Annotated in this window: 18 protein-coding genes; 14 read left to right on the top strand and 4 right to left on the bottom strand. The window is 72.7% G+C overall.

Annotation, left to right across the window (positions count from 1 at the left end; genetic code table 11):
• Positions 1 to 20 precede the first annotated feature (20 nt).
• The 6 genes from ehuA to P696_RS0116140 all read left to right on the top strand — a co-directional run bounded on the left by ehuA (position 21) and on the right by P696_RS0116140 (position 7,105).
• Positions 21 to 890 (top strand): ectoine/hydroxyectoine ABC transporter ATP-binding protein EhuA, encoded by an 870-nt coding sequence (ehuA, locus tag P696_RS45905; RefSeq protein ID WP_084337695.1) that lies wholly within the window; start codon positions 21 to 23, stop codon positions 888 to 890.
• Positions 891 to 1,081: 191 nt separating this feature from the next.
• On the top strand, positions 1,082 to 2,245 hold the full coding sequence (locus P696_RS0116160) for a thiolase family protein (protein WP_026413154.1): 1,164 nt from the start codon (positions 1,082 to 1,084) through the stop codon (positions 2,243 to 2,245).
• Complete coding sequence (locus P696_RS0116155) at positions 2,245 to 2,667, top strand: Zn-ribbon domain-containing OB-fold protein (RefSeq protein WP_034485280.1); 423 nt, start codon at positions 2,245 to 2,247, stop codon at positions 2,665 to 2,667. The genes P696_RS0116160 and P696_RS0116155 overlap by 1 nt, the downstream gene beginning before the upstream one ends.
• Positions 2,668 to 2,700: 33 nt before the next feature.
• The gene (gene pip / locus P696_RS0116150) at positions 2,701 to 3,654 is read left to right on the top strand and encodes a prolyl aminopeptidase (protein WP_026413152.1); all 954 of its coding nucleotides are present in this window, start codon (positions 2,701 to 2,703) and stop codon (positions 3,652 to 3,654) included.
• Positions 3,655 to 3,738: 84 nt separating this feature from the next.
• Complete coding sequence (locus P696_RS45900; protein ID WP_051467737.1) at positions 3,739 to 5,928, top strand: terpene synthase family protein; 2,190 nt, start codon at positions 3,739 to 3,741, stop codon at positions 5,926 to 5,928.
• A gap of 25 nt (positions 5,929 to 5,953) precedes the next feature.
• Entirely contained in the window at positions 5,954 to 7,105 is a 1,152-nt protein-coding gene (locus tag P696_RS0116140; protein ID WP_026413151.1) for an NAD(P)H-dependent flavin oxidoreductase, read from the top strand.
• Positions 7,106 to 7,166: 61 nt separating this feature from the next.
• Here P696_RS0116140 and P696_RS0116135 read toward each other — a convergent pair whose 3' ends face one another.
• A complete protein-coding gene (locus tag P696_RS0116135; RefSeq protein ID WP_245627687.1) occupies positions 7,167 to 8,195 on the bottom strand; it encodes an SGNH/GDSL hydrolase family protein in 1,029 nt (342 codons plus the stop codon).
• Between the two features lie 243 nt (positions 8,196 to 8,438).
• On the opposite strand from P696_RS0116135, the gene P696_RS0116130 reads away from it, so the two are divergent.
• Positions 8,439 to 9,035 (top strand): DUF4126 domain-containing protein, encoded by a 597-nt coding sequence (locus P696_RS0116130; RefSeq protein WP_034485277.1) that lies wholly within the window; start codon positions 8,439 to 8,441, stop codon positions 9,033 to 9,035.
• A gap of 266 nt (positions 9,036 to 9,301) precedes the next feature.
• Entirely contained in the window at positions 9,302 to 10,690 is a 1,389-nt protein-coding gene (locus P696_RS0116125; RefSeq protein WP_026413148.1) for an NAD(P)/FAD-dependent oxidoreductase, read from the top strand.
• Between the two features lie 64 nt (positions 10,691 to 10,754).
• On the opposite strand, the gene P696_RS0116120 is transcribed toward P696_RS0116125, so the two are convergent.
• Entirely contained in the window at positions 10,755 to 11,711 is a 957-nt protein-coding gene (locus tag P696_RS0116120; protein ID WP_026413147.1) for a helix-turn-helix transcriptional regulator, read from the bottom strand.
• A gap of 89 nt (positions 11,712 to 11,800) precedes the next feature.
• Here P696_RS0116120 and P696_RS0116115 point away from each other — a divergent pair, with 89 nt between their 5' ends.
• Positions 11,801 to 12,793 (top strand): MDR family NADP-dependent oxidoreductase, encoded by a 993-nt coding sequence (locus tag P696_RS0116115; protein WP_245627686.1) that lies wholly within the window; start codon positions 11,801 to 11,803, stop codon positions 12,791 to 12,793.
• Positions 12,790 to 13,887 (top strand): winged helix DNA-binding domain-containing protein, encoded by a 1,098-nt coding sequence (locus P696_RS0116110; protein WP_026413145.1) that lies wholly within the window; start codon positions 12,790 to 12,792, stop codon positions 13,885 to 13,887. Before P696_RS0116115 ends, P696_RS0116110 begins: the two co-directional genes overlap by 4 nt.
• Here P696_RS0116110 and P696_RS0116105 read toward each other — a convergent pair.
• Positions 13,868 to 14,560: a response regulator gene (locus tag P696_RS0116105; RefSeq protein ID WP_026413144.1), complete on the bottom strand. Its 693-nt coding sequence runs from the start codon at positions 14,558 to 14,560 to the stop codon at positions 13,868 to 13,870. The two genes, P696_RS0116110 and P696_RS0116105, sit on opposite strands and share 20 nt — an antisense overlap.
• A 586-nt stretch (positions 14,561 to 15,146) precedes the next feature.
• On the opposite strand from P696_RS0116105, the gene P696_RS0116100 reads away from it, so the two are divergent.
• The 3 genes from P696_RS0116100 to P696_RS0116090 all read left to right on the top strand — a co-directional run bounded on the left by P696_RS0116100 (position 15,147) and on the right by P696_RS0116090 (position 18,226).
• A complete protein-coding gene (locus P696_RS0116100) occupies positions 15,147 to 15,989 on the top strand; it encodes a DUF2249 domain-containing protein (protein WP_026413143.1) in 843 nt (280 codons plus the stop codon).
• Between the two features lie 72 nt (positions 15,990 to 16,061).
• On the top strand, positions 16,062 to 16,553 hold the full coding sequence (locus P696_RS45895) for a hypothetical protein (protein WP_034485273.1): 492 nt from the start codon (positions 16,062 to 16,064) through the stop codon (positions 16,551 to 16,553).
• 671 nt (positions 16,554 to 17,224) lie between these two features.
• Positions 17,225 to 18,226 carry an isopenicillin N synthase family dioxygenase gene (locus P696_RS0116090; RefSeq protein WP_051467736.1) on the top strand — a complete coding sequence of 334 codons (1,002 nt, stop codon included), beginning with the start codon at positions 17,225 to 17,227 and terminating at the stop codon, positions 18,224 to 18,226.
• 45 nt (positions 18,227 to 18,271) lie between these two features.
• On the opposite strand, the gene P696_RS0116085 is transcribed toward P696_RS0116090, so the two are convergent.
• Positions 18,272 to 18,694 carry a pyridoxamine 5'-phosphate oxidase family protein gene (locus tag P696_RS0116085; RefSeq protein WP_026413141.1) on the bottom strand — a complete coding sequence of 141 codons (423 nt, stop codon included), beginning with the start codon at positions 18,692 to 18,694 and terminating at the stop codon, positions 18,272 to 18,274.
• 364 nt (positions 18,695 to 19,058) lie between these two features.
• Here P696_RS0116085 and P696_RS54465 point away from each other — a divergent pair.
• A partial coding sequence (locus P696_RS54465) for a transposase (protein ID WP_157429738.1) occupies positions 19,059 to 19,345 on the top strand: 287 nt, incomplete at its 3' end.

Raw genomic sequence — 19,345 nt, 5'->3', positions numbered from 1 at the left:
TCACCTCCCCCGCCGATCCCATGCCCGAGGGGGCCGCCGGGGACGCCGTGGACGACGTCCCGGAGGGAGCCACCGCCAAGTCCGCCGCGAAGGCCGCCGCGGCCCAGGCCCCGACACGGGTGCCGTGCGGGATCAAGTTCGAGAAGGTCGTCAAGCGGTTCGGCGACAACGTCGTGCTGGACCATCTCGACTTCACCGTCGGCGCCGGGGACCGGGTCACGCTGATCGGGCCGAGCGGCTCGGGCAAGACCACGATCCTGCGGCTGCTGATGACACTGGAACGGCCCGACGGCGGCGTCATCCGCGTCGGGGACGACCCGCTGTGGCACATGGAGCGCGGCGGGAAGCTCGTCAAGGCCGGCGAGCGGCACCTGCACGAGATGCGCAAGCGGATCGGCATGGTGTTCCAGCAGTTCAACCTGTTCCCCAACATGAACGTGCTGCGGAACCTCACCGAGGGGCCCGTGCACGTCCTCGGGCTCGGGAAGGACGAGGCGGTCGAGCGGGCGCGCGGCCTGCTGGACATGGTCGGGCTCGCCGACAAGGAGAACGCCCATCCGACCCAGCTGTCGGGCGGCCAGCAGCAGCGCGTCGCGATCGCGCGGGCGCTGGCGATGGAGCCGACCGTCCTGCTGCTGGACGAGGTGACCTCCGCGCTCGACCCCGAGCTGGTCGTCGGCGTCCAGGACCTGCTGCGCGACATCGCCCGCAGCACGGACGTGACGATGCTGTGCGTGACGCACGAGATGGGCTTCGCGCGCGACATCTCCGACCGGGTCCTGATGTTCGACCAGGGCCGGATCGTCGAGGAGGGCTCCCCCGAGGCGATCTTCGAGGAGCCGCGCGAGGAGCGCACCCGCGAGTTCCTCCGCGCCGTCCTGGCGTCCTGAGGCCGGAGCGGGAGGTCCGCGAGGGCGGGTGCCCTGCGACCTGAGGGCGGCGCACGGCACCGGCCGGAGCCCGGTGACCCCGGTCACCGGGCTCCGGCATGACCGCCCACCGGCCACCGGCGACCCGTCGGGCGGCGGCCGGGGTGGCCTGGCATAGCCAGAACCGAATTCCATTCGGTACGGTGTGGCGCATGAACGACGGCGCGGCCATCGCGGGCCTCGGCATGACCGAGCTCGGCAGGGTGTACGGGCGCAGCCCGCGCAGGCTGGCCGCCGACGCGGTGCGCGCGGCGGTCGACGACGCGGGCCTCGCCCTCGGCGACCTGGACGGGCTGCTGGTCAGCCACGGCCTGGGCGGCTCGCCCGGGATCGAGCTGGCCGACACGCTCGGCCTGCGCGACCTGCGGCTGCTGACCCAGATGAACTCCTTCGGCGCGACCGCCGGGGCGATGCTGTCCTACGCGGCGATGTCGATCCTGTCCGGCGCGGCGACGACCGTGGCCTGCGTGTTCGCGGACGCGCCGCTCAAGCCGAAGCAGTCGGCGGGCTCGGCCTACCACCGCGACGCCCCCGAGTGGTACGGCTTCGGCGGGATGACCGCGGCGCTCGGTTTCCGCAGCGTGAACGCGTTCTACGCGCTCGCCGCGCAACGCCACATGGCCCACTACGGGACGACGAGCGAGCAGCTCGGCGCGATCGCGGTGAGCACGCGCGACTGGGCGTCCCGCAACCCGCTCGCGCAGATGCGCGACCCGATCACCCTCGAGGACCACCAGAACTCCCGCTGGGTCGCCGAGCCCCTGCACCTGCTCGACTGCTGCCTGGTCTCCAACGGCGCGATCGCGGTCGTGGTGACCGGCGCCGACCGGGCCGCCGACCTGGCCCGTCCGCCCGTCCACCTGTGGGGCTGGGGGCAGGGCCACCCGGGGCACCGCAAGGAGCGTGGCAGCGCGTTCGGGCTGTCCACGGGCGCGGCGGCGTCCGGGCCGGTCGCGATGAAGATGGCCGGGATCACCACCGGCGACGTCACCCAGGCCCAGCTGTACGACTGCTACACCTACACCGTCCTCGTGTCGCTGGAGGACTACGGGTTCTGCGGCAAGGGCGAGGGCGGCGCGTTCGCCGCGTCCGGGGCGCTCGGCCCGGACGGCCCACTGCCGACCAACACCGGCGGCGGGCAGCTGTCCGGCTACTACATGTGGGGCATGACGCCGGTGTCGGAGGCCGTGATCCAGGCGCGCGGGGGCGGCGGCGACCGCCAGGCCGCGAACGACGTGATCCTGGTCAGCGGCAACGGCGGCATCCTCGACCACCACGCGACGCTGATCCTCAGCCCGCACCGGAAGGGGGCCTGATGGACATCGGGATCCTGCGCCGCGACGGCCGCACCGACGGGTTCTTCGACGCCGCCGCCCGGGACCGGCTCGCCGTCCGGCTCTGCGGCGCCTGCTCCACCGGACGCGACGCCGGACGCGGGGCGTTCCTCCCGCCGGACGCCACGTCCTGCCCGGACTGCGGCACCGAGGACCTGGAGTGGGCGGACGCGTCGGGCGAGGCCGTCCTCATCACCTGGACGATCCTGCACGGCCGTCCGGCGGAGGACGGGACGACGCCGCCACCCGCGCTGCTCGGGCTCGTCGAACTCGCCGAGGGCCCGTGGATGCACGCCCGCCTGGACGGTGTCGACGCGGCCGGACTCCGCGAGGGCCTCCCCCTGCGCGCCCGGTTCGCCCACCCGGACGAGGGCGAGTCCTACCCGCTCTTCCTCCCGGTGTGACCAGGGGCTCAGCGGGTGCGGGACACTGTGATCATGAGGGGACTTTATCCACCGGTCGAGCCGTACGCGGTCGGCATGCTGCCCGTCGGCGGGCAGGACGAGATCTACTGGGAGACGTGCGGCACTCCGGACGGCACGCCCGCCGTGTTCGTGCACGGAGGCCCCGGCGGCGGCTGCTCGCCGACGAGCCGCCGCCTGTTCGACCCGGACGCGTACCGGATCGTCCTGTTCGACCAGCGCAACTGCGGACGCAGCCTCCCGCACGCCTCCGAGCCGGACATCGACCTGTCCGCCAACACCACGGCCGCGATGGTCGCCGACATGGAACGGCTCCGCGAGCACCTCGGCGTCGAGCGCTGGGTGGTGTTCGGCGGCTCGTGGGGCAGCACGCTGTCGCTCGCCTACGCCCAGGCGCACGCGGACCGCGTGATCGCGCTGGTGCTGCGCGGCGTCTACCTCGTCCTGCCCGAGGACGAGCCCTGGTGCTTCGCGGAGGGCGGCGTGTCCCGGCTCTTCCCGGACGCCTGGGAGGGCTTCCGTGACGCGATCCCCGAGGACGAGCGCGGCGACTACATGGCCGCCTACGCGCGCCGCCTCGCCGACCCCGACCCGGACGTCCACGTCCCGGCCGCGCTCGCCTGGACCCGCTGGGAGGACAGCACCTGCTACCTCGTCCCCCGTGAGGAGGACGAGGACGTCCGCTCGGCCGTCGCCGTCGCCCGCCTGGAGAACCGCTACTTCGGGAACGGCTGCTTCCTGGAGCCGGGCCAGCTGCTCCGCGACGCGCCCCGGCTGAACGGCCTCCCCGGCGTGATCGTCAACGGCCGCTACGACCTGCTCACCCCGCCGGACGCCGCGTGGGCCCTGAACAGGGCGTGGCCCGGCTCCGAACTCCACCTCGTCCCGGACGCGGGCCACGGCTTCGACGAGCCCGGCACGCTGAACCTCCTCATCGAGGCCACAGACCGGTTCCGCGGGGCACGCTGATCTCACCACCGGGCAATCGTCACTCTCTGTAAGAATGCGCGCCGGGACCGTATTTTTCCGGCGCGAGCGAGGGGTGATCCGTCCATGGGCGTGGCCGGCACGACACAGCCGTTCCAGCTGCCGAGGTTCTACTCCGCCTATCCGGCGCGGCTGAACCCGAACCTCGAAGCCGCCCGCGCCCACTCGGTGCCCTGGGCGCGGGCGATGGGCATGCTGGAGGGCTCGGGCGTCTGGGAGCAGGCCGACCTGGAGGCGCACGACTACCCGATGCTGTGCGCCTACACCCACCCCGACTGCGACGCCGGGGAGCTCGCGCTCATCACCGACTGGTACGTGTGGGTGTTCTTCTTCGACGACCACTTCGTCGAGCGCTTCAAGCGCACCGGTGACCGCGAGGGCGGCCGCGACCATCTGGCGCGGCTGCCCTTGTTCATGCCGCTGGACGGCGACATGAGCGCCGTGCCCGAGCCGTCCAACCCGGTGGAGGCGGGCCTCGCCGACCTGTGGGCGCGGACCGTCCCGGCGATGTCACCGGCGTGGCGCGAACGGTTCACCGCGCACTCCCTCCAGGCGATGAACGAGTCGCTGTGGGAGCTGTCGAACATGAACGCGCACCGGATCTCCAACCCCATCGAGTACATCGAGATGCGCCGCCGGGTCGGCGGCGCGCCGTGGTCGGCGTGCCTGGTCGAGCACGCCGCGAACGCCGAGCTCCCCGCGCGGGTCGCCGGGTCGCGGCCGATGGCGGTGCTGCGCGACGCGTTCTCCGATGCCGTCCACCTGCGCAACGACCTGTTCTCCTACCAGCGCGAGGTCGAGGACGAGGGCGAGCTCAGCAACGGCGTCCTGGTCCTGGAGACGTTCTTCGACTGCGGCACGCAGGAGGCGGCCGACGCGGTCAACGACATCCTCACGTCCCGGATCCAGCAGTTCGAGCACACCGCGCTCACCGAGGTCCCGGCGCTGTGCGTCGACGAGGCCCTCACCCCGGACGAGGTCGCGCGCGTCGGCGCCTACGTCAAGGGCCTCCAGGACTGGCAGGCGGGCGGGCAGGAGTGGCACCTGCGGTCCTCCCGCTACATGAACCGCGGCGCGCTGGAGGCCGACGACGCGACGCGCCTCACCCTCCCGGGCACCGCCGGGCTCGGGATGAGCGGACTGGACGTCCGGTCCCTGTTCGGGCCGCCCGCCGTCGCCCGCCTCCGCAAGTACGCGCACGTGCCGAGCCGGGTCGGGCCGTCGATCATCCCCGACATCGACCTTCCGTTCGCGCTGACCCTCAACCCGCACCTGGACGACGCGCGCGCCAACCTCCTGGACTGGGCCGAGCGGATGGGCATGCTGCGCGCCGAGCCCGGCGTCCCCGGCTCGGACGTGTGGAACGCCGGGCTCGTCTCCGGCTTCGACTTCGCGCTCTGCGCGGCCGGGCTCGCGCCGGACGCCGAGTCCGGCATGCTCGACCTCAACTCCCAGTGGCTCACCTGGGGCACCTACGCCGACGACTACTACCCGTCGGTGTTCGGCCGCACCCGCGACATCGCCGGGGCGCGCGCCGCCAACGCCCGGCTGGAGCTTTTCATGCCCGTGGACGACGGGACACCCGTCCCGCAGCCGCGGAGCGCGCTCGAACGCGGCCTCGCCGACCTGTGGCGCCGGACCGCCGCGTCGATGTCGCTCGAGGAACGCCGCCGGTTTCGCGCCGCGGTCGACACGATGCTCGAGAGCTGGCTGTGGGAGCTGGGCAACCAGCTCCAGAACCGCGTCCCCGACCCGGTGGACTACATGGAGATGAACCGCCGCACCTTCGGCGCGGATCTCACGATCAGCCTGACCCGCACGGGCAAGGACGCGGTGCTCCCGGACGAGCTGTTCGCCACCGGCCCGGTCCAGTCACTGGTCAACTCGGCCGCCGACGTCGGATGCATGATCAACGACGTGTTCTCCTACCAGAAGGAGATCGAGTTCGAGAACGAGCTGCACAACACGGTGCTGGTCGTCCAGAACTTCTTCGGCTGCGACCATCCGACGGCGCTGCGGATCGTCGCCGACCTGACGGCGTCGCGGATACGGCAGTTCCAGCACGTCGTGGCGAACGAGCTGCCCGTCCTGTGCGACGACATGGAGTTGCCGAACCCGGCGCGCGCGGCGCTCGGCGAGTTCGTCCGGAAGCTGCAGGACTGGATGGCGGGCGTCCTCAACTGGCACCGCGAAACGCACCGCTACGGCGAGGAGCACCTGATCCGCCGGTACCACGAGACCCCCTGGACCGAATGACGTTCGGCGAAGTACCGTCGGCCACATGCGCACCGACGTCTGCGAGCGATTCGGCATCGAGTTCCCCCTCTTCGCCTTCTCCCACTGCCGCGACGTGGTCGCCGCCGTCACCAACGCCGGCGGCCTCGGCGTCCTCGGCGCCGTCGCCTACACGCCCGGACGGCTCGAGGAGGAGCTGCGCTGGATCGACGACCACGTCGGCGGACGGCCCTACGGCGTCGACGTGCTCGTCCCGGCGAAGATCGACGAGTCCGCCGAACGGGCCTCGCGCGGCGACGGCGGCCTCGACACCATGCTCGCGGCCGTCCCCCGGGAGCACTGGGAGTTCCTGTTCGGCCTGTTCGAGAAGTACGGCGTGCCACTGCCCGACTTCGAGGCCGCCAAGCGCGCGGGCGGACGCGGCGGAACGCAGGTCACCACGCGCGGCGCGACCGAGCTGATCGACGTCGCCCTCGCCCACCCGATCGGGCTCATCGCCAGCGCCCTTGGCACCCCTCCCCCGCTCATGGTCGAACGCGCCAAGGCCGCCGGAGTGCCGGTCGCCGCGCTCGTCGGCACGGTCGAGCACGCCCGCCGCCAGGTCGCCGCCGGGGTCGACCTCATCGTCGCCCAGGGCGGCGAGGCGGGCGGCCACACCGGCGAGATCTCCACCATGGTGCTCGTCCCCGAGGTGGTGGACGCCGTCGCGCCGCTGCCCGTCCTCGCCGCGGGCGGCATCGCCACCGGACGCCAGATGGCCGCGGCCCTCGCGCTCGGCGCGTCCGGGGTCTGGTGCGGCTCGGTCTGGCTCACCACCGAGGAGGCCGAGACGTCCCCCGCCGTGAAGGCCAAGATGCTCGCGGCGACGTCCCGGGACACCGTCCGGTCGCGGTCCCGCACCGGCAAGCCCGCCCGGCAGCTCCGCTCCGCCTGGACGGACGAGTGGGAGTCGGCGGCCTCCCCCGGCCCACTCGGCATGCCGCTCCAGATGATCGTCGCCGAGGGCGCGATGCGGCAGATCACCAAGGTCGCCGAGTCCGGCAACGAGGGCGCCCGCGACCTGGCCAACTACTTCGTCGGGCAGTGCGTCGGGCTCATGAACACCGTCCGGCCCGCCCGGCAGGTCGTCTACGACATGATCGAGGAGTTCGCGGACGCCGTCGAACGCCTCGACCGCATCACCGGAACCGCCGACTGACCCGTGGAACCCGCCGGACGCTCGGAGGGCCGGGCGGTCAGGCGCTCGGGCGCTCGGGCGGTCAGGTGAACTGGTTGAGGGGGCGGCCGGGGCCCTTGTTGATCTGGTCGACGAAGAGCCTGGCGAGGGCGTCCTGGCCCTTGACGGTCGGGTGGTAGCTGCGCGGCTCGGCGGACAGGGCGCCCAGGTTCACCGACAGGCCGTTCATGTACGGGTCGGAGCTGCCCGCCTCGTGCCCGGAGAAGGCGTTGTAGGCGTCGACGAACTCGACGCTGCCCTGCCCCCGGGTGGCGGCGACGTGCTGGTCGGCCTCGGCCACGGACTGCCGGATGAGCTCGTTCAGGTCGCGGGCGCGGCCGTTCAGCCAGCGCTGGTCGTCCAGCGTGAGGTTGTCGCCGCCGTTCACCGAGATCTCCGAGAACGGCCGCGGGTAGCCCATCACGATCACCCGGGCGCGCGGGGCGCGCCCGGTGATCTCGGTGATCAGCCGGGGCAGGGACTCTCGCAGCGCGGCCATCCGGTCGGCGATGTCGCCGCCCTGCTTCTCGCAGGACTTCGACCACGGGAGCTTGACCACGCAGCCCGCCATGATCTTGGAGAAGCCGATGTCGTTGCCGCCGACGCTGATCGTGACGAGGCTCGTGCCCGCGCCCACCCGGTTCAGCTGGGACGGCTCGCCCGCCCGTCCGCCGCGGACGTCGCCGGTGGTCGCGCCGGAGCAGGCCCAGAACGAGCTGCCGCCCGCGAACCGGAAGGCCTTGGCGACCGTGTGGTAGTACGCCCGGGACGTCCGGTGGCACTGGCTCAGCGGGTTCTGGTCGGAGAGGCCCGCCTCGGCGCCGACGCCCGACGAGTAGGAGTCGCCGAGCGCGACGTAGGCGCCTCGGGTGGCGGCCGCGGCGGGGCTGAGCGGCTGGTCGCGGTCGCGCGCGGCGGTGTGGGCCTGGACGCTCGGCAGCGGGGCGCGGCACCCGGCGCCGAACACCTCGCACCGGACGGCGGGCAGCGCCACCAGCGGCACGATCGCCGCCGCGAGAAGCGCGAGAAGGAGGGCGACGGCGAGACCCCGATCACCGAAACGGGCTCTCACCCGTGCCGGCCATGTCCCCGGCCCCGCCATCGTCCTCCCTGTCCCTCGTCCCGTCATGCTTGACGATCGTAGGCGTCCCCGGGTTCCCACCTTTACACAGTAGATCCGAATTTTCCCGCCACGCGCCGTGGCGTCCCGGCGAAACCCCAGGTGGAACCGGACGGGGCCCGGGGAACATCTGATCCGAGCACGGCTGGTCGGAATCACCGGCGGGTAAGAACACACTCACGGGGGCGGCGAGGGATGCTGGCGGTTCTGACGGGGCTGGGCCTGTCCACGGCGGCGGGCCTGAACGCCTACATCCCGCTGCTGCTCGTGGGACTGCTGGCCCGCTTCACCGGCGCGCTGCACCTGCCGGAGTCGTTCGCGTGGCTGACCAACGGCTGGGTGCTCACCGGGATCGCGCTGCTGCTCGCCACCGAGGTCATCCTCGACAAGGTGCCCGTCGTGGACACCGTCAACGACGCCGTCCAGACCCTCGTCCGGCCCGCCGCCGGTGGCGCGGCCTTCGCGGCGACCGACGCCGCGTCCAAGGTCGACTCGTCCACCTTCATGCACGACCACCCGTGGATCGGGTGGGTGCTCGGGATCGTGGTCGCGTTCCTCGTCCACGCGACCAAGGCGAGCGTGCGTCCCGTGGTCAACGCCGGGACGCTCGGCGCCGGCGCGCCGGTGGTCAGCGTCGTCGAGGACGTCGCGTCCCTCGGCATGAGCCTCCTCGCGATCCTCGCGCCGGTCCTCGCCCTGGTCGCCCTTCTCCTGTTCGCCTACGTCGCCGTCCGCCTCCTGCGCAAAGCCCGCCGCCGACGACGCCGCAACCGCGCCACCACAGCCGCCTGACCTCCATACGGACGCGCGTGGGCGAACGCGCCTTCCCGGGTGACGGACACCAGGACACCGGCCGCATCCCTGTGATCAGCGGGTGACACCAGGCTCACCTGATCTCCGTTGACCCGCTCTCGGGCAGGTCCCATCCTGGCAGGAGGCAACGCTCACAGTGATCAGTGGAGTGCCGTGCGTCGTGCTGACGAGGCGGCGCGTCCACCACGAAGGCGGCGGCCCGCGCGCGAGCCGGGCGGGCCCGCGCGCGAAAGGGGAGGCCGGTCATGGGAGATGTCGACGATCACGCGATCGTCATCGGCGCGGGTGTCACCGGGGTGCTCACCGCCCGGGCGCTGGCCCGCCGTTTCGCCCGCGTCACCGTCGTCGAGCGCGACGCGCTGCCGCAGGAGGCGGCGTTCCGTCCCGGGGTTCCGCAGTCCCCGCAGATCCACGCGTTCTGGAAGCGCGGCATCGACAGCGCCGAACACCTGCTCCCGGGGGTGACCCGGGAACTCGCCGACCACGGCGCCCACCGGCTGACCGTCCCCCGGGACTTCCTGTGGCTGAGCCCCGTCGGCTGGTTCCCCAGGGTCTCGGGCACCGCCGACCTGACGTGCAGCCGGGTCCTGCTCGACTGGGTCCTGCGGCGCATGGCGGGCGAGGACGGGCGTGTCGAGTTCCTGGAGGGCAGCCAGGTCACGGGACTGCTCGCCACTCCTGGCGGGGACGGCGTCCGGGGCGTCCTCGTGCGCGCCGCGGGCTCCTCCGAACCGCGGACCCTCACCGCGGGCCTGGTCGCCGACGCCAGCGGACGCCGGTCCGACGCCACCACGTGGCTGGCCGAACTCGGGTACCCCGCCCCGGCGGTCGAGCGCTACGACGCGGGATTCGGCTACTCCAGCCGGTACTACAAGCTGCCCGACTCCGCCGCGCGGGACTGGAAGGCCATCTACATCCAGACCAGCCCGGACACGCCTCGCGGCGGCGTGCTGGTCCCCGTCGAGGGCGGTCGCTGGATCGCCACCCTGCTGGGCTGCGGCGAGCACGTCCCGCCCACCAAGGACGACCAGTTCCTCGCCTACGCGCGCAGCCTGCGCAGTCCCGTCCTGTACGAGGCGCTCCGGGAGGCCGAGCCCCTGTCGGACGCGCAGGCGTTCCGCAACACCGCCAACGAATGGCGCCATTACGAGTCGTTGAGCCGGTGGCCGCGCGGCTTCCTGGTCCTGGGCGACGCCCTGTGCCGTTTCAACCCCGTCTACGGCCAGGGCATGACGGTCGGCGCGATGTCCGCCAAGGCCGTCGCCGACGCGATCGACGGCATGGATCCCGCGCGGATCCACCGCGACGCCCGGCGCCTGCAACGCGTGGCCGCCGCGCAGTCGGCCGACGCGTGGGGCCTGGCCACCGGAGAGGACCTGCGCTTCCCGTGGACCGAGGGCCGTCCGCCGGGGGCGATGGTCAAGCTGCTGCACCAGTACATGAACCACGTCGTGGCGGCGGGCAACGTCGACCCGGCGACCTGCCGGACGATCTTCCGGGTGTTCGGCATGAACGCCCCGCCCGCGGCGCTGTTCGCGCCGTCGTCCGTCGCCCGCGTCCTGGGCCGCTGGCGCGCGCCGACGACCTCGCCTGCCGTGACGGCCACCCCTCCCCCCGCCACGTCGCCCGGCTGACAGGCGGCGGCCGGTCCCCCGGGCGCAACGGCCACGCGGGGCGTCGGTCACGTGGGGGCGTCGGTCACGTGGGGGCGTTGGTGGCGCGGAGGAAGCGGGTGCCCCACTCCTGGACGTGCGCGGCGAACTCCGGCGGGCCCAGGATCTCGAACTCGGCGCCCAGGTTGCCCAGCGCCTGGGTCGGCCAGTCGAGTGAGGTCGAGGTCATGGTGAGACGGCAGGCGTCCTCACCGAGCGGTTCGATCGCGCCCCACTGGCCGACCACCTGCCGCACCCGCGCGAGGGGCGCGCGCACGAGGACCTCGACCGTGTACGGCGCGGGGGCTCCGCTCGCCGCGTGGACCAGGGCCACGGCGTCCTCGGCGGGGAGCGCGCGCGGCCGGAAGCGCGCGCCTGTCGCCGCCGGTCCGGTCAGCCGGTCGAGACGGAAGCTGCGCCAGTCGTGGCGGCCCAGGTCGTAGGCCACCAGGTACCAGCGTCCGCCGAGGGCGACGACGCGGTGCGGCTCGACCTCGCGTTCCGTGGGCGCCGCTCCCCGGCCCGTGTAGGCGAACCGCAGCCGCTCCTCGTCCCGGCAGGCCTGGGCGACCGTGGTGAGCACCTCGGCCGCGACGATCGGCCCGGACGCGGCGACCGAGAGGGTCGTCGCCCGCAACGCGTCCACCCTGGCCCGCAGCCGGGGCGGCAGGACGCGCACCACCTTGGTGAGCGCGCGCAGCGACGCCTCCTCCATCCCCGCGATCCCGCTCTGCGCCGCGTCGCCGACGCCCACCGCGAGGGCCACCGCCTCCTCGTCGTCCAGCAGGAGCGGCGGCAGGACGGCGCCGGGCGCCAGCTGGTAGCCGCCGTCGGTGCCCCGCGCGGCGCCGACCGGGTAGCCGAGCTCGCGCAGCCGCTCGACGTCGCGGCGCAGCGTCCGCTCGGAGACCCCGAGCCGGTCGGCCAGCTCCCCGCCGGACCAGTGCCGGTGGGTCTGCAGCAGCGAGAGCAGTCTGAGCGTCCGTGAGCTGGTGTTGGCCATGAGCACATCCTGCCGCGACTTCCGGTCAGAAACTGGCCGGAAGGCTCTCTAGTGTCGATCTCGACGGCAGAACCGAGGCAGGGACGGAAATGATGATCACGCGTGAGATCCGGCTGACAGCCCAGGTCACCGGGGCCCCCGAGCCCGGCCACTTCACGGTCGCCGAGACCGAGGTGGACGGCGATGTCCTGGTGCGGACCGACCGGATCGGGCTCGCCGCGACCTACCTGGAGCTGATGCGCGCCGACTGCACCATCCCGGTTCCGGCCTGGCAGCCGGGGCAGCGGGTGGGGGTCGCCGCTGTCGGAACCGTGGTGCGTTCGGACAGTCCTGACCTCCGGGTCGGCGACCTGGTCCAGTCGATGACCGGCTGGACCGAGTACTCGGCGGGCCCGGCCGACGCGTACCTCAAGCTCGACCGCGACCTGTACGCCGACCCCGGCCACCACCTCGGGCAGGGGCCCACCGCCTACTACGGGATGGCCGAGGTGGCGGGCGTCGGCCAGGGCGACGTGGTCTTCGTCTCCGGCGCGGCGGGCGGTGTCGGCTCGCTGGCCGGGCAGATCGCCAAATGCCTCGGCGCGGCGCGGGTGATCGGCAGCGCGGGCAGCCCGGAGAAGGTCGACTACCTGGTGAACGAGCTCGGCTTCGACGCGGCCTTCGACTACCACGACGGCTCCACGGCCGACCGGCTCGGGGAGCTCGCGCCCGACGGCATCTCGGTCTTCTTCGACGTCGTGGGCGGTGAGCAGTACCAGGGCGCGTTGCAGGCGGCCCGGCCCGGAGCGCGGTTCGCCCTGTGCGGCTCGCTGTCCAGCCAGCTCGGTGGTGCGGCCGAGCGCTTCCCCCGGCCCGACCGCGCCGCGGCCGAGGCGAAGGGTGTGGAACTGCTGCCGTTCTCCTGCCACCACACGCCCGACCAGGTCGCGGCCTGGCGCGACCACTTCGGCGCCTGGTCGTCCGAGGGCCGCTTCGTGTTCCCGCAGACGGTGGTCGAGGGCGGGATCGAGGACGTGCCGGAGGCGTTCCTGTCCCTGCTGCGGGGCTCCTACCGGGGCAACGTCTCGGTGAAGCTCTCGTGACCGCGCTCTCGCTCCGGGCCCTGAACCGGACGCTGATGCACCGCCAGTTCCTGGTCGAACGCACCGATCGCAGCCCGCTGGAGGTGATCGGACGGCTGGTCGCCCTCCAGGCGCAGGAACCCAACTGGGCCTACGTCGGGCTGTGGAGCAGGATCCGGGAGTTCACGCCGTCCGCGCTCACCGTGCTGCTGGAGGAGCGGCGGGTGGTCCGGTCCAGCCTGCTCCGGAGTACTCAGCACCTCGCCGCGTCCGACGACTTCCGCGTACTGCGTCCGCTGCTGCAACCCGCGCTCGACCGGACGGCCGGTTCGTCCTACTTCGCCCGGAACAGCACCGGGCTGGACGCGGCATCCCTGGTGACCGAGGGACGCGGCATCCTCGCGGGAGGAACGCTGCCGCGCAAGGAACTGGCCCGTCGGCTGGCCGAACGCCATCCGGGACGCGACGGCCGGATCCTGGCCGGGGAGGTGGAGATGCGCACCCCACTCGTCCATGGCGTGGCCACCGGCGCGTGGGGCTCCTGGGGCACCCGGTCGGCGGTCTCGGTCACACCGGCCGAGGCCTGGCTGGGACGGCCCATGGGCGAGGCGACCCCCGACGACGCCAAGGAGCTGATCCGCCGCTACCTGGCCGCGTTCGGACCGGCCGGGGTGAAGGACGTCCAGGCGTGGTGCGGGCTGACCCGCCTGGGTGAGGTGGTCGCGGGCATGCGCGACGAACTGCGCCGCTACTCCGGCCCGGACGGCGAGGACCTGTTCGACCTGGCCGACGCCGAGCCGTCCGATCCAGAGACGCCGGTCCCGGTGCGGTTGCTGCCCGCCTACGACAACGCCCTGCTCGCCCACGCCGACCGCACGCGGATCATCAGCGACGAGGACCGGAAGCTGGTGATGCCCGGCCAGGCGCGGGTGCTCCCCACCCTCCTGGTGGACGGCCGGGTGCACGGGACGTGGTCCTTCAACTCCGGAACCCTGCGCCTCGCTCCGTTCCGTCCGCTCCGCGCCGCTGATCAGGCGGCATTGGAGCAGGAGGCCCACCGGCTGCTGCGCTTCGTGGGAGGCGAGGCGGTGAGCTTCAGCGGCCCTGCTGCTTGAGGCGGTCCTGGGCCTGGGTGGCGAGGACCGCGGCCTGGACGCGGCGTTCCACGCCGAGTTTGGCCAGGAGCCGGGAGATGTGGTTCTTCACCGTCTTCTCGGCCAGGAACAGCCGCTGCCCGATCTGGCGGTTGGTGAGGCCGTCGCCGATCAGGGCCAGGATCTCCCGCTCCCGGTCGGTCAGGCCCGGGAGGGCGTCGGGCTCCGGTTCCGGCTCCGGGCCCTGGCGCAGGCGGGCCATCAGCTTGGCGGCGGCGCTGGGGTCCAGCAGGGACTGGCCACCGGCGACCGTGCGCACGGCCGACACCAGGTCCGAGCCCTGGATCTGCTTCAGCACGTAGCCCGAGGCGCCCGCCATGATCGAGTCGAGGAGCGCCTCCTCGTCGTCGAACGAGGTCAGCATGAGGCACGCCAGATCCGGCATGCGTGAGCGCAGCTCCCGGCACACGGTGACGCCGTCGCCGTCGGGCAGGCGGACGTCCAGCACCGCGACCTGCGGGCGCAGCGCGGGGATCCGGACGAGGGCCTGCTCGACGGTGCCCGCGTCCCCGACCACCGTGATGTCCGGCTCGTCGTTCAGCAGGTCCTGCACCCCGCGCCGGACCACCTCGTGGTCGTCCAGCAGGAAGACCCGGATCGGGTCGCCGGGTCCGGGCCGCTCGCCGTCCACCATCGGATGCTCCTCGTTCTCCCCCGCCTGAGGCCCGCGCCGGGTGTCCGCCTCCTGAGCGGACGGGCGCCTGCCATCGACGATATTGCAGGATCCGGGACCTTCGGACCAGGGCCGATCGGCCCTATTGCCCGACATGACTCTGCTTGCCCGACATGACTCTGCGCCCCTGGGCTTGCGGGTTGGGCGCGTGGTCAGGCGGCTCGGTGGGAGGTGGGGTTCTGGCGCGGGCGGGGTGTGGGGCGGGTCGTGCCCCTGCGGTAGACGAGGTGGTTCTCCATGGTCACGGCGCTAGAAGCCGGGGGACGCGGGGCGCCTGGGGCGTGCGGTCCCCGCCGTCCGACCGTCCGGCCTAATCCGGCGGGCCGCATTAGGGACCATCGGCCCTCCGCCCGGGTCCGGTCGGCACAGGGAACGGGCGCGTCCGGCGGGCAGGCTGGGCACTGGTCGAACCGCGGACGCCCGTCCGTTCGGACCGTTCGTCCGCGTCGTTTGGACCGTTCACACGGATCGTTCGTCCGCGTCGTTCGCCCGCATCCCCACCCGCATTGGCCGGAGAGCCCGGCCCGACCCGCTGGAGCCACGACCCATGAGCGTGCTCACCCTCGCCTCGGACCCCAAGGACGCCAAGGCCCTCGAAGAGGCGCGCCTGCACCACGCCCGGCTGGCCGGGGAACTGGCCGGACGCGTGAAACTGCTGGTCACGGCCGTGGACTGGGACCCGAACGCCGCCGAGAGGATCCACGCCGAGCTCGTCGTCTTCTGCGACCGCGCGCTGCTTCCGCACGCCGCGTCCGAGGAGGCCGCGCTCTACCCCACGGCCCACCGCGTCCCCGAAGCCCGCCTGCTGATCGAGAGCATGATCGGCGAGCACCGCCGCATCACCGCCCTCGTCGACGCCCTGCGCGCCGCGCCCGGCCCGGTCGAGGCGGCGCCCGACGCGCGGGCCCTGCAGGTCCTCTTCGAGGAGCACGTGGCCAAGGAGAACGATCTCGTCCTGCCACTGCTCGCCATGACGCCCGCGGTCTCCCTCGCGGAGCTGCTCGCCAGCATGCACGACCGTTTCTCGAACGCCCGGCGGGCCGTGGGCGCCCAAGCGGACCGGGACGCCGAGGAACGGGACGCGCGGGATTCGGGCGAACGTGACCTGGGTGAGGACGCGGACGGCTGTGGCGGGGCGTGCGGCTGCGGTGGCGCGGACGAGACGGGCGAACCCGTCCTGGACGTCCGGGAGGTGCCGCACGCCCTGCGCCACGCCACGGTCTTCGGCGCCCTCGACGCCGTCCCGGCCGACACCGCGATGGTGCTCGTCGCCCCGCACGACCCGCTGCCGCTGCTCGCGCAGATCGAGCGGCGCAGGCCCGGGACGTTCTCGGTGGAGTACCTGGAACGCGGCCCCGGGGCCTGGCGGCTGAGGCTCAGCCACCGCTGACCCCCACGGTCACAGGAAGCCGCAGAACCCGCAGGACGCCGTAGAGCGCCACGGACGAAGGGAAGACAACTCATGGACGGATCGCGCCTCGGGGCCCGCGCCCTGCTCGGGACGGTCGGCGCGGCCCTGGCGGTCGCCGGGCCGGTCATGGTGCTGCGCGGACGCGGCGGCAGGAAGGAGATCCGGGCCGAGCTGACGGCCCAGAAAATCACCTTCCCCGAGCGCGGGCTGCCCGTCGAACTCGCCGCCTACGCCGGACGCCGGGTGCAGACCGGGCCCGACGCCCACGCCTACGCCCGGTTCATCAAGGGCAACCTCACCCAGGCCACCGGCGGGCGCACCTACGCCGAGATCACGACGGAGCTGCACGCCGCCGGAGGCGACGACGAGAAGCTCGCCAGGCTGCGCCAGACCGCGTTCATGGGCCAGTCCCTGCGCGCCTCGCTGATGTCCGCCTACCAGGCGTGGCAGCTCACGGCACTGGCCACGGGCCTGGGCGCCGCCCTGACCGGCCTGGGCGCCGCGCTGGTGGTCACCGCGGGCGCCCGCCCACCCCGCTCCTGACCCGGAGGTACCGCTGAGCGCGGGTGTCCGATGAGCTTCGCGGCGGGGGTGTCCGGGCACTCGCCCAGCCTGGACGGCTCGACCGCCGGGCTGCACGACGACTTCCGCGGCGTACCCGGCGTGTTCCGCCTGGGCCTGGACGCCGCCACGCGTCGGGTGCGGCGGCCGCCGCTGGACGTCAACGCGGGTCGCGGTTTCGTCTTCGTGTCGCACACCGGCACCGTCCACCCGAGCGGCTTCCTGCCGCTGAGCGCGGGAAACGTGCGCGAGACGCCGCTGACGTCGATCTACCGGACCTCTCGCCGCTGTTCACCGGGCCGCGGGCCGCCGACAAGCTGGGAGGACGGTGTGGGCAGTGCGAGTTCCGTCGCGTGTGCGGCGGCTCGCGCTCGCGCACGTACGGCGTCACCGGCGACGCGTTCGCCGAGGAGCCGTGGCGCGGGTTACGTCCCCGGTTCGTCCCGTGCCAGGAGGAACTCGCGGCACGGCTGCCCGCCGACACTTCTGAGGATTCCCCTCGCGGTTGAGGGTTGTCGGCTGTCCGGGCTGGCCGTCGAGGACGCGGGTGGCGAAAGTCTCCGAGAGCGGTTCAACGGAACACTGGAATTCATGGCTCCCGTTCATTCCGCACCGTTCTGTCAGGCGGCAGACGCCCCCCAGTGGAGGCACCCATGAACCCGAATTCGGTCACCATGGTCGACGGGTATGTCCCGGTCATCGACCTCTCCGCCCGGGACTCCCCCTCCGGCCGTGCCACGCTGGCCGAGGCGATCGGCAGGGCCTGCCGGACCTCGGGATTCTTCGTCATCGTCGGTCACGGGGTCCCACCTGAGCTCATCGACCGGCTGCACACGGCGACCACGGCCTTCTTCACACTGCCGGACGCCGAGAAGGACCGCATCGCGCACCGGCCCGGATTCTCCGGATTCCGCAGGTCCGGCGGCACCACCGCCCAAAGCCTCGGCCAAAGGACGCCACCCGACCTGTGCGAGTCCTTCGGGGCACATGTCACAGGAGAACTGAGCGACCGGGAGCGCGGGGAACTCGGCGACTACCAGGCGACTTGGAAGCTCGCCAACCTGTGGCCCGAGAACCCCGCCGACTTCAAGGACACCTGGCGGGAGTACATGACCGCCGTCCACGCGCTGGCGGCCGACCTGCTGCGCCTGTGCTCCCTCGCCCTCGGACTGGACGAGGACCACTTCGACGACAAGTTCGACCGGCACGTCTCCTCGCTGGTCGCCAACTACTACCAGCCCCAGGTGGACGAGCCGCTGCCGGGCCAGCTCCGCAGGGGCGCCCACACCGACTTCGGCGGGCTGACCGTCCTGTACCAGCAGGACGACAGGGGAGGGCTCCAGGTCCTCCAGGGCGAGGACACCTGGCGTGACGTCCGCGCCGTCCCCGGCGGCTTCGTGATCAACATCGGCGACCTGATGTCCCTGTGGACGGGCGGCCGGTGGGTCTCGACCATGCACCGGGTGGTCAACCCCGAGCGGACGGACACCTCCTCGCGCCTGTCCGTCCCGTTCTTCTTCCAGCCCAACCACGACGCCGCGATCAAGCCGCTCCCGCCCGTCGCCCCCGCACCCGGCGGTCGGCGCCCCCAGGCCGTCATCGCCGGGGAATGGATGGCCCTGAAGACACGGAAGTTGTTCGCCCCCGCCCGGTAGGCGCACGCCCGCCGCGCCCCCTGGCGGGACGTGGGCCGCCGGGGGTCACGCGGTGGCGCGGGCTCCGTTGAGCTCGCGGCCGGTGACGATCTCGGACTCGATGCGGACGAACACGGCCTCCCGCAGGGGCATCCAGGACGTGGGGCCGGTCCGCGACAGCCGTTCGTGCTCGGCGGGGTCGGTCACCAGGGTCGCCTGGCCGGTGACGACCACGCTCCAGCCGGACCGGGTCGACGCGTCGAACTCGTCCGCCTCGAAGGCGACCACGACGCCGTCGATGGCGCGGACGAGCTCGGAGCCCGGCGAGGTGCGCAGGACCACCGAGGCGTCCGCGTCCAGCGAGAAGTTGATGGGAAGGACCGCGGGCAGCGCCTGCCGGGTGTAGACCACACGGCCCACCGGCGCCCTGGCGAGCAGGCTCAGGCTCTCCTGCCGGTCCAGGGCGCGGAAGGCGTCGTTCTTGAGCATGGCTCCATCGTGCCTGGTCGGAGCCGCGGAGGTTAGGGCCGGTCGGCCCTAACGCCCAGCTCGCGCACACCGGCCTCCAGGGTGCGGGCGACCATGACCGTGGCCAGCTCGCCATCTGGAGCTGGTCGCCCACCTGAAGGATCTTGAGGGAGTTCAGGTCTTCAAGCCCAAGGGGGCCCGGTATGAGCTGGTGATGGTCGGGAACGTGGTGCTGTACCCGTGGCGGTACAGCGACGGCACCAACGTGCTGCTCCGGAACGCGCGGCTCAAGAACCTGTCCGGGGTCCGGCGCAGTCTCCTCGCCCTAGGGCGTGTCCGTTGGATCTTGGGGTTTGGCTGAGGTTGATCTGGGTGTCGGGGTGTGATGGCGGGTGTGATTCGTCGTCATGAGTTGACTGATGCCGCGTGGGTGCGGATTGAGCCGCTTCTGCCTGGTCATCCTCGCCAGGGTGGCTGGTGGGTCGATCATCGGATGGTGTTGAACGGGATCTTGTGGAAGTTGGCGACCGGGGCGCCGTGGCGGGACCTGCCCGAGCGGTATGGCAACTGGAAGACGGTGTATGAGCGGTATCGGCGGTGGGCTGCTGACGGGACCTTCGACTCCCTGCTGGAGCATGTTCAGGTTCATGACGACTCGGTCGGCCGGATCGA

The sequence above is a fragment of the Actinomadura oligospora ATCC 43269 genome, assembly GCF_000518265.1.
In the GTDB taxonomy this organism is placed as follows: Bacteria; Actinomycetota; Actinomycetes; order Streptosporangiales; family Streptosporangiaceae; genus Spirillospora; species Spirillospora oligospora.
This window is presented reverse-complemented; position numbering and strand designations above follow the sequence as displayed.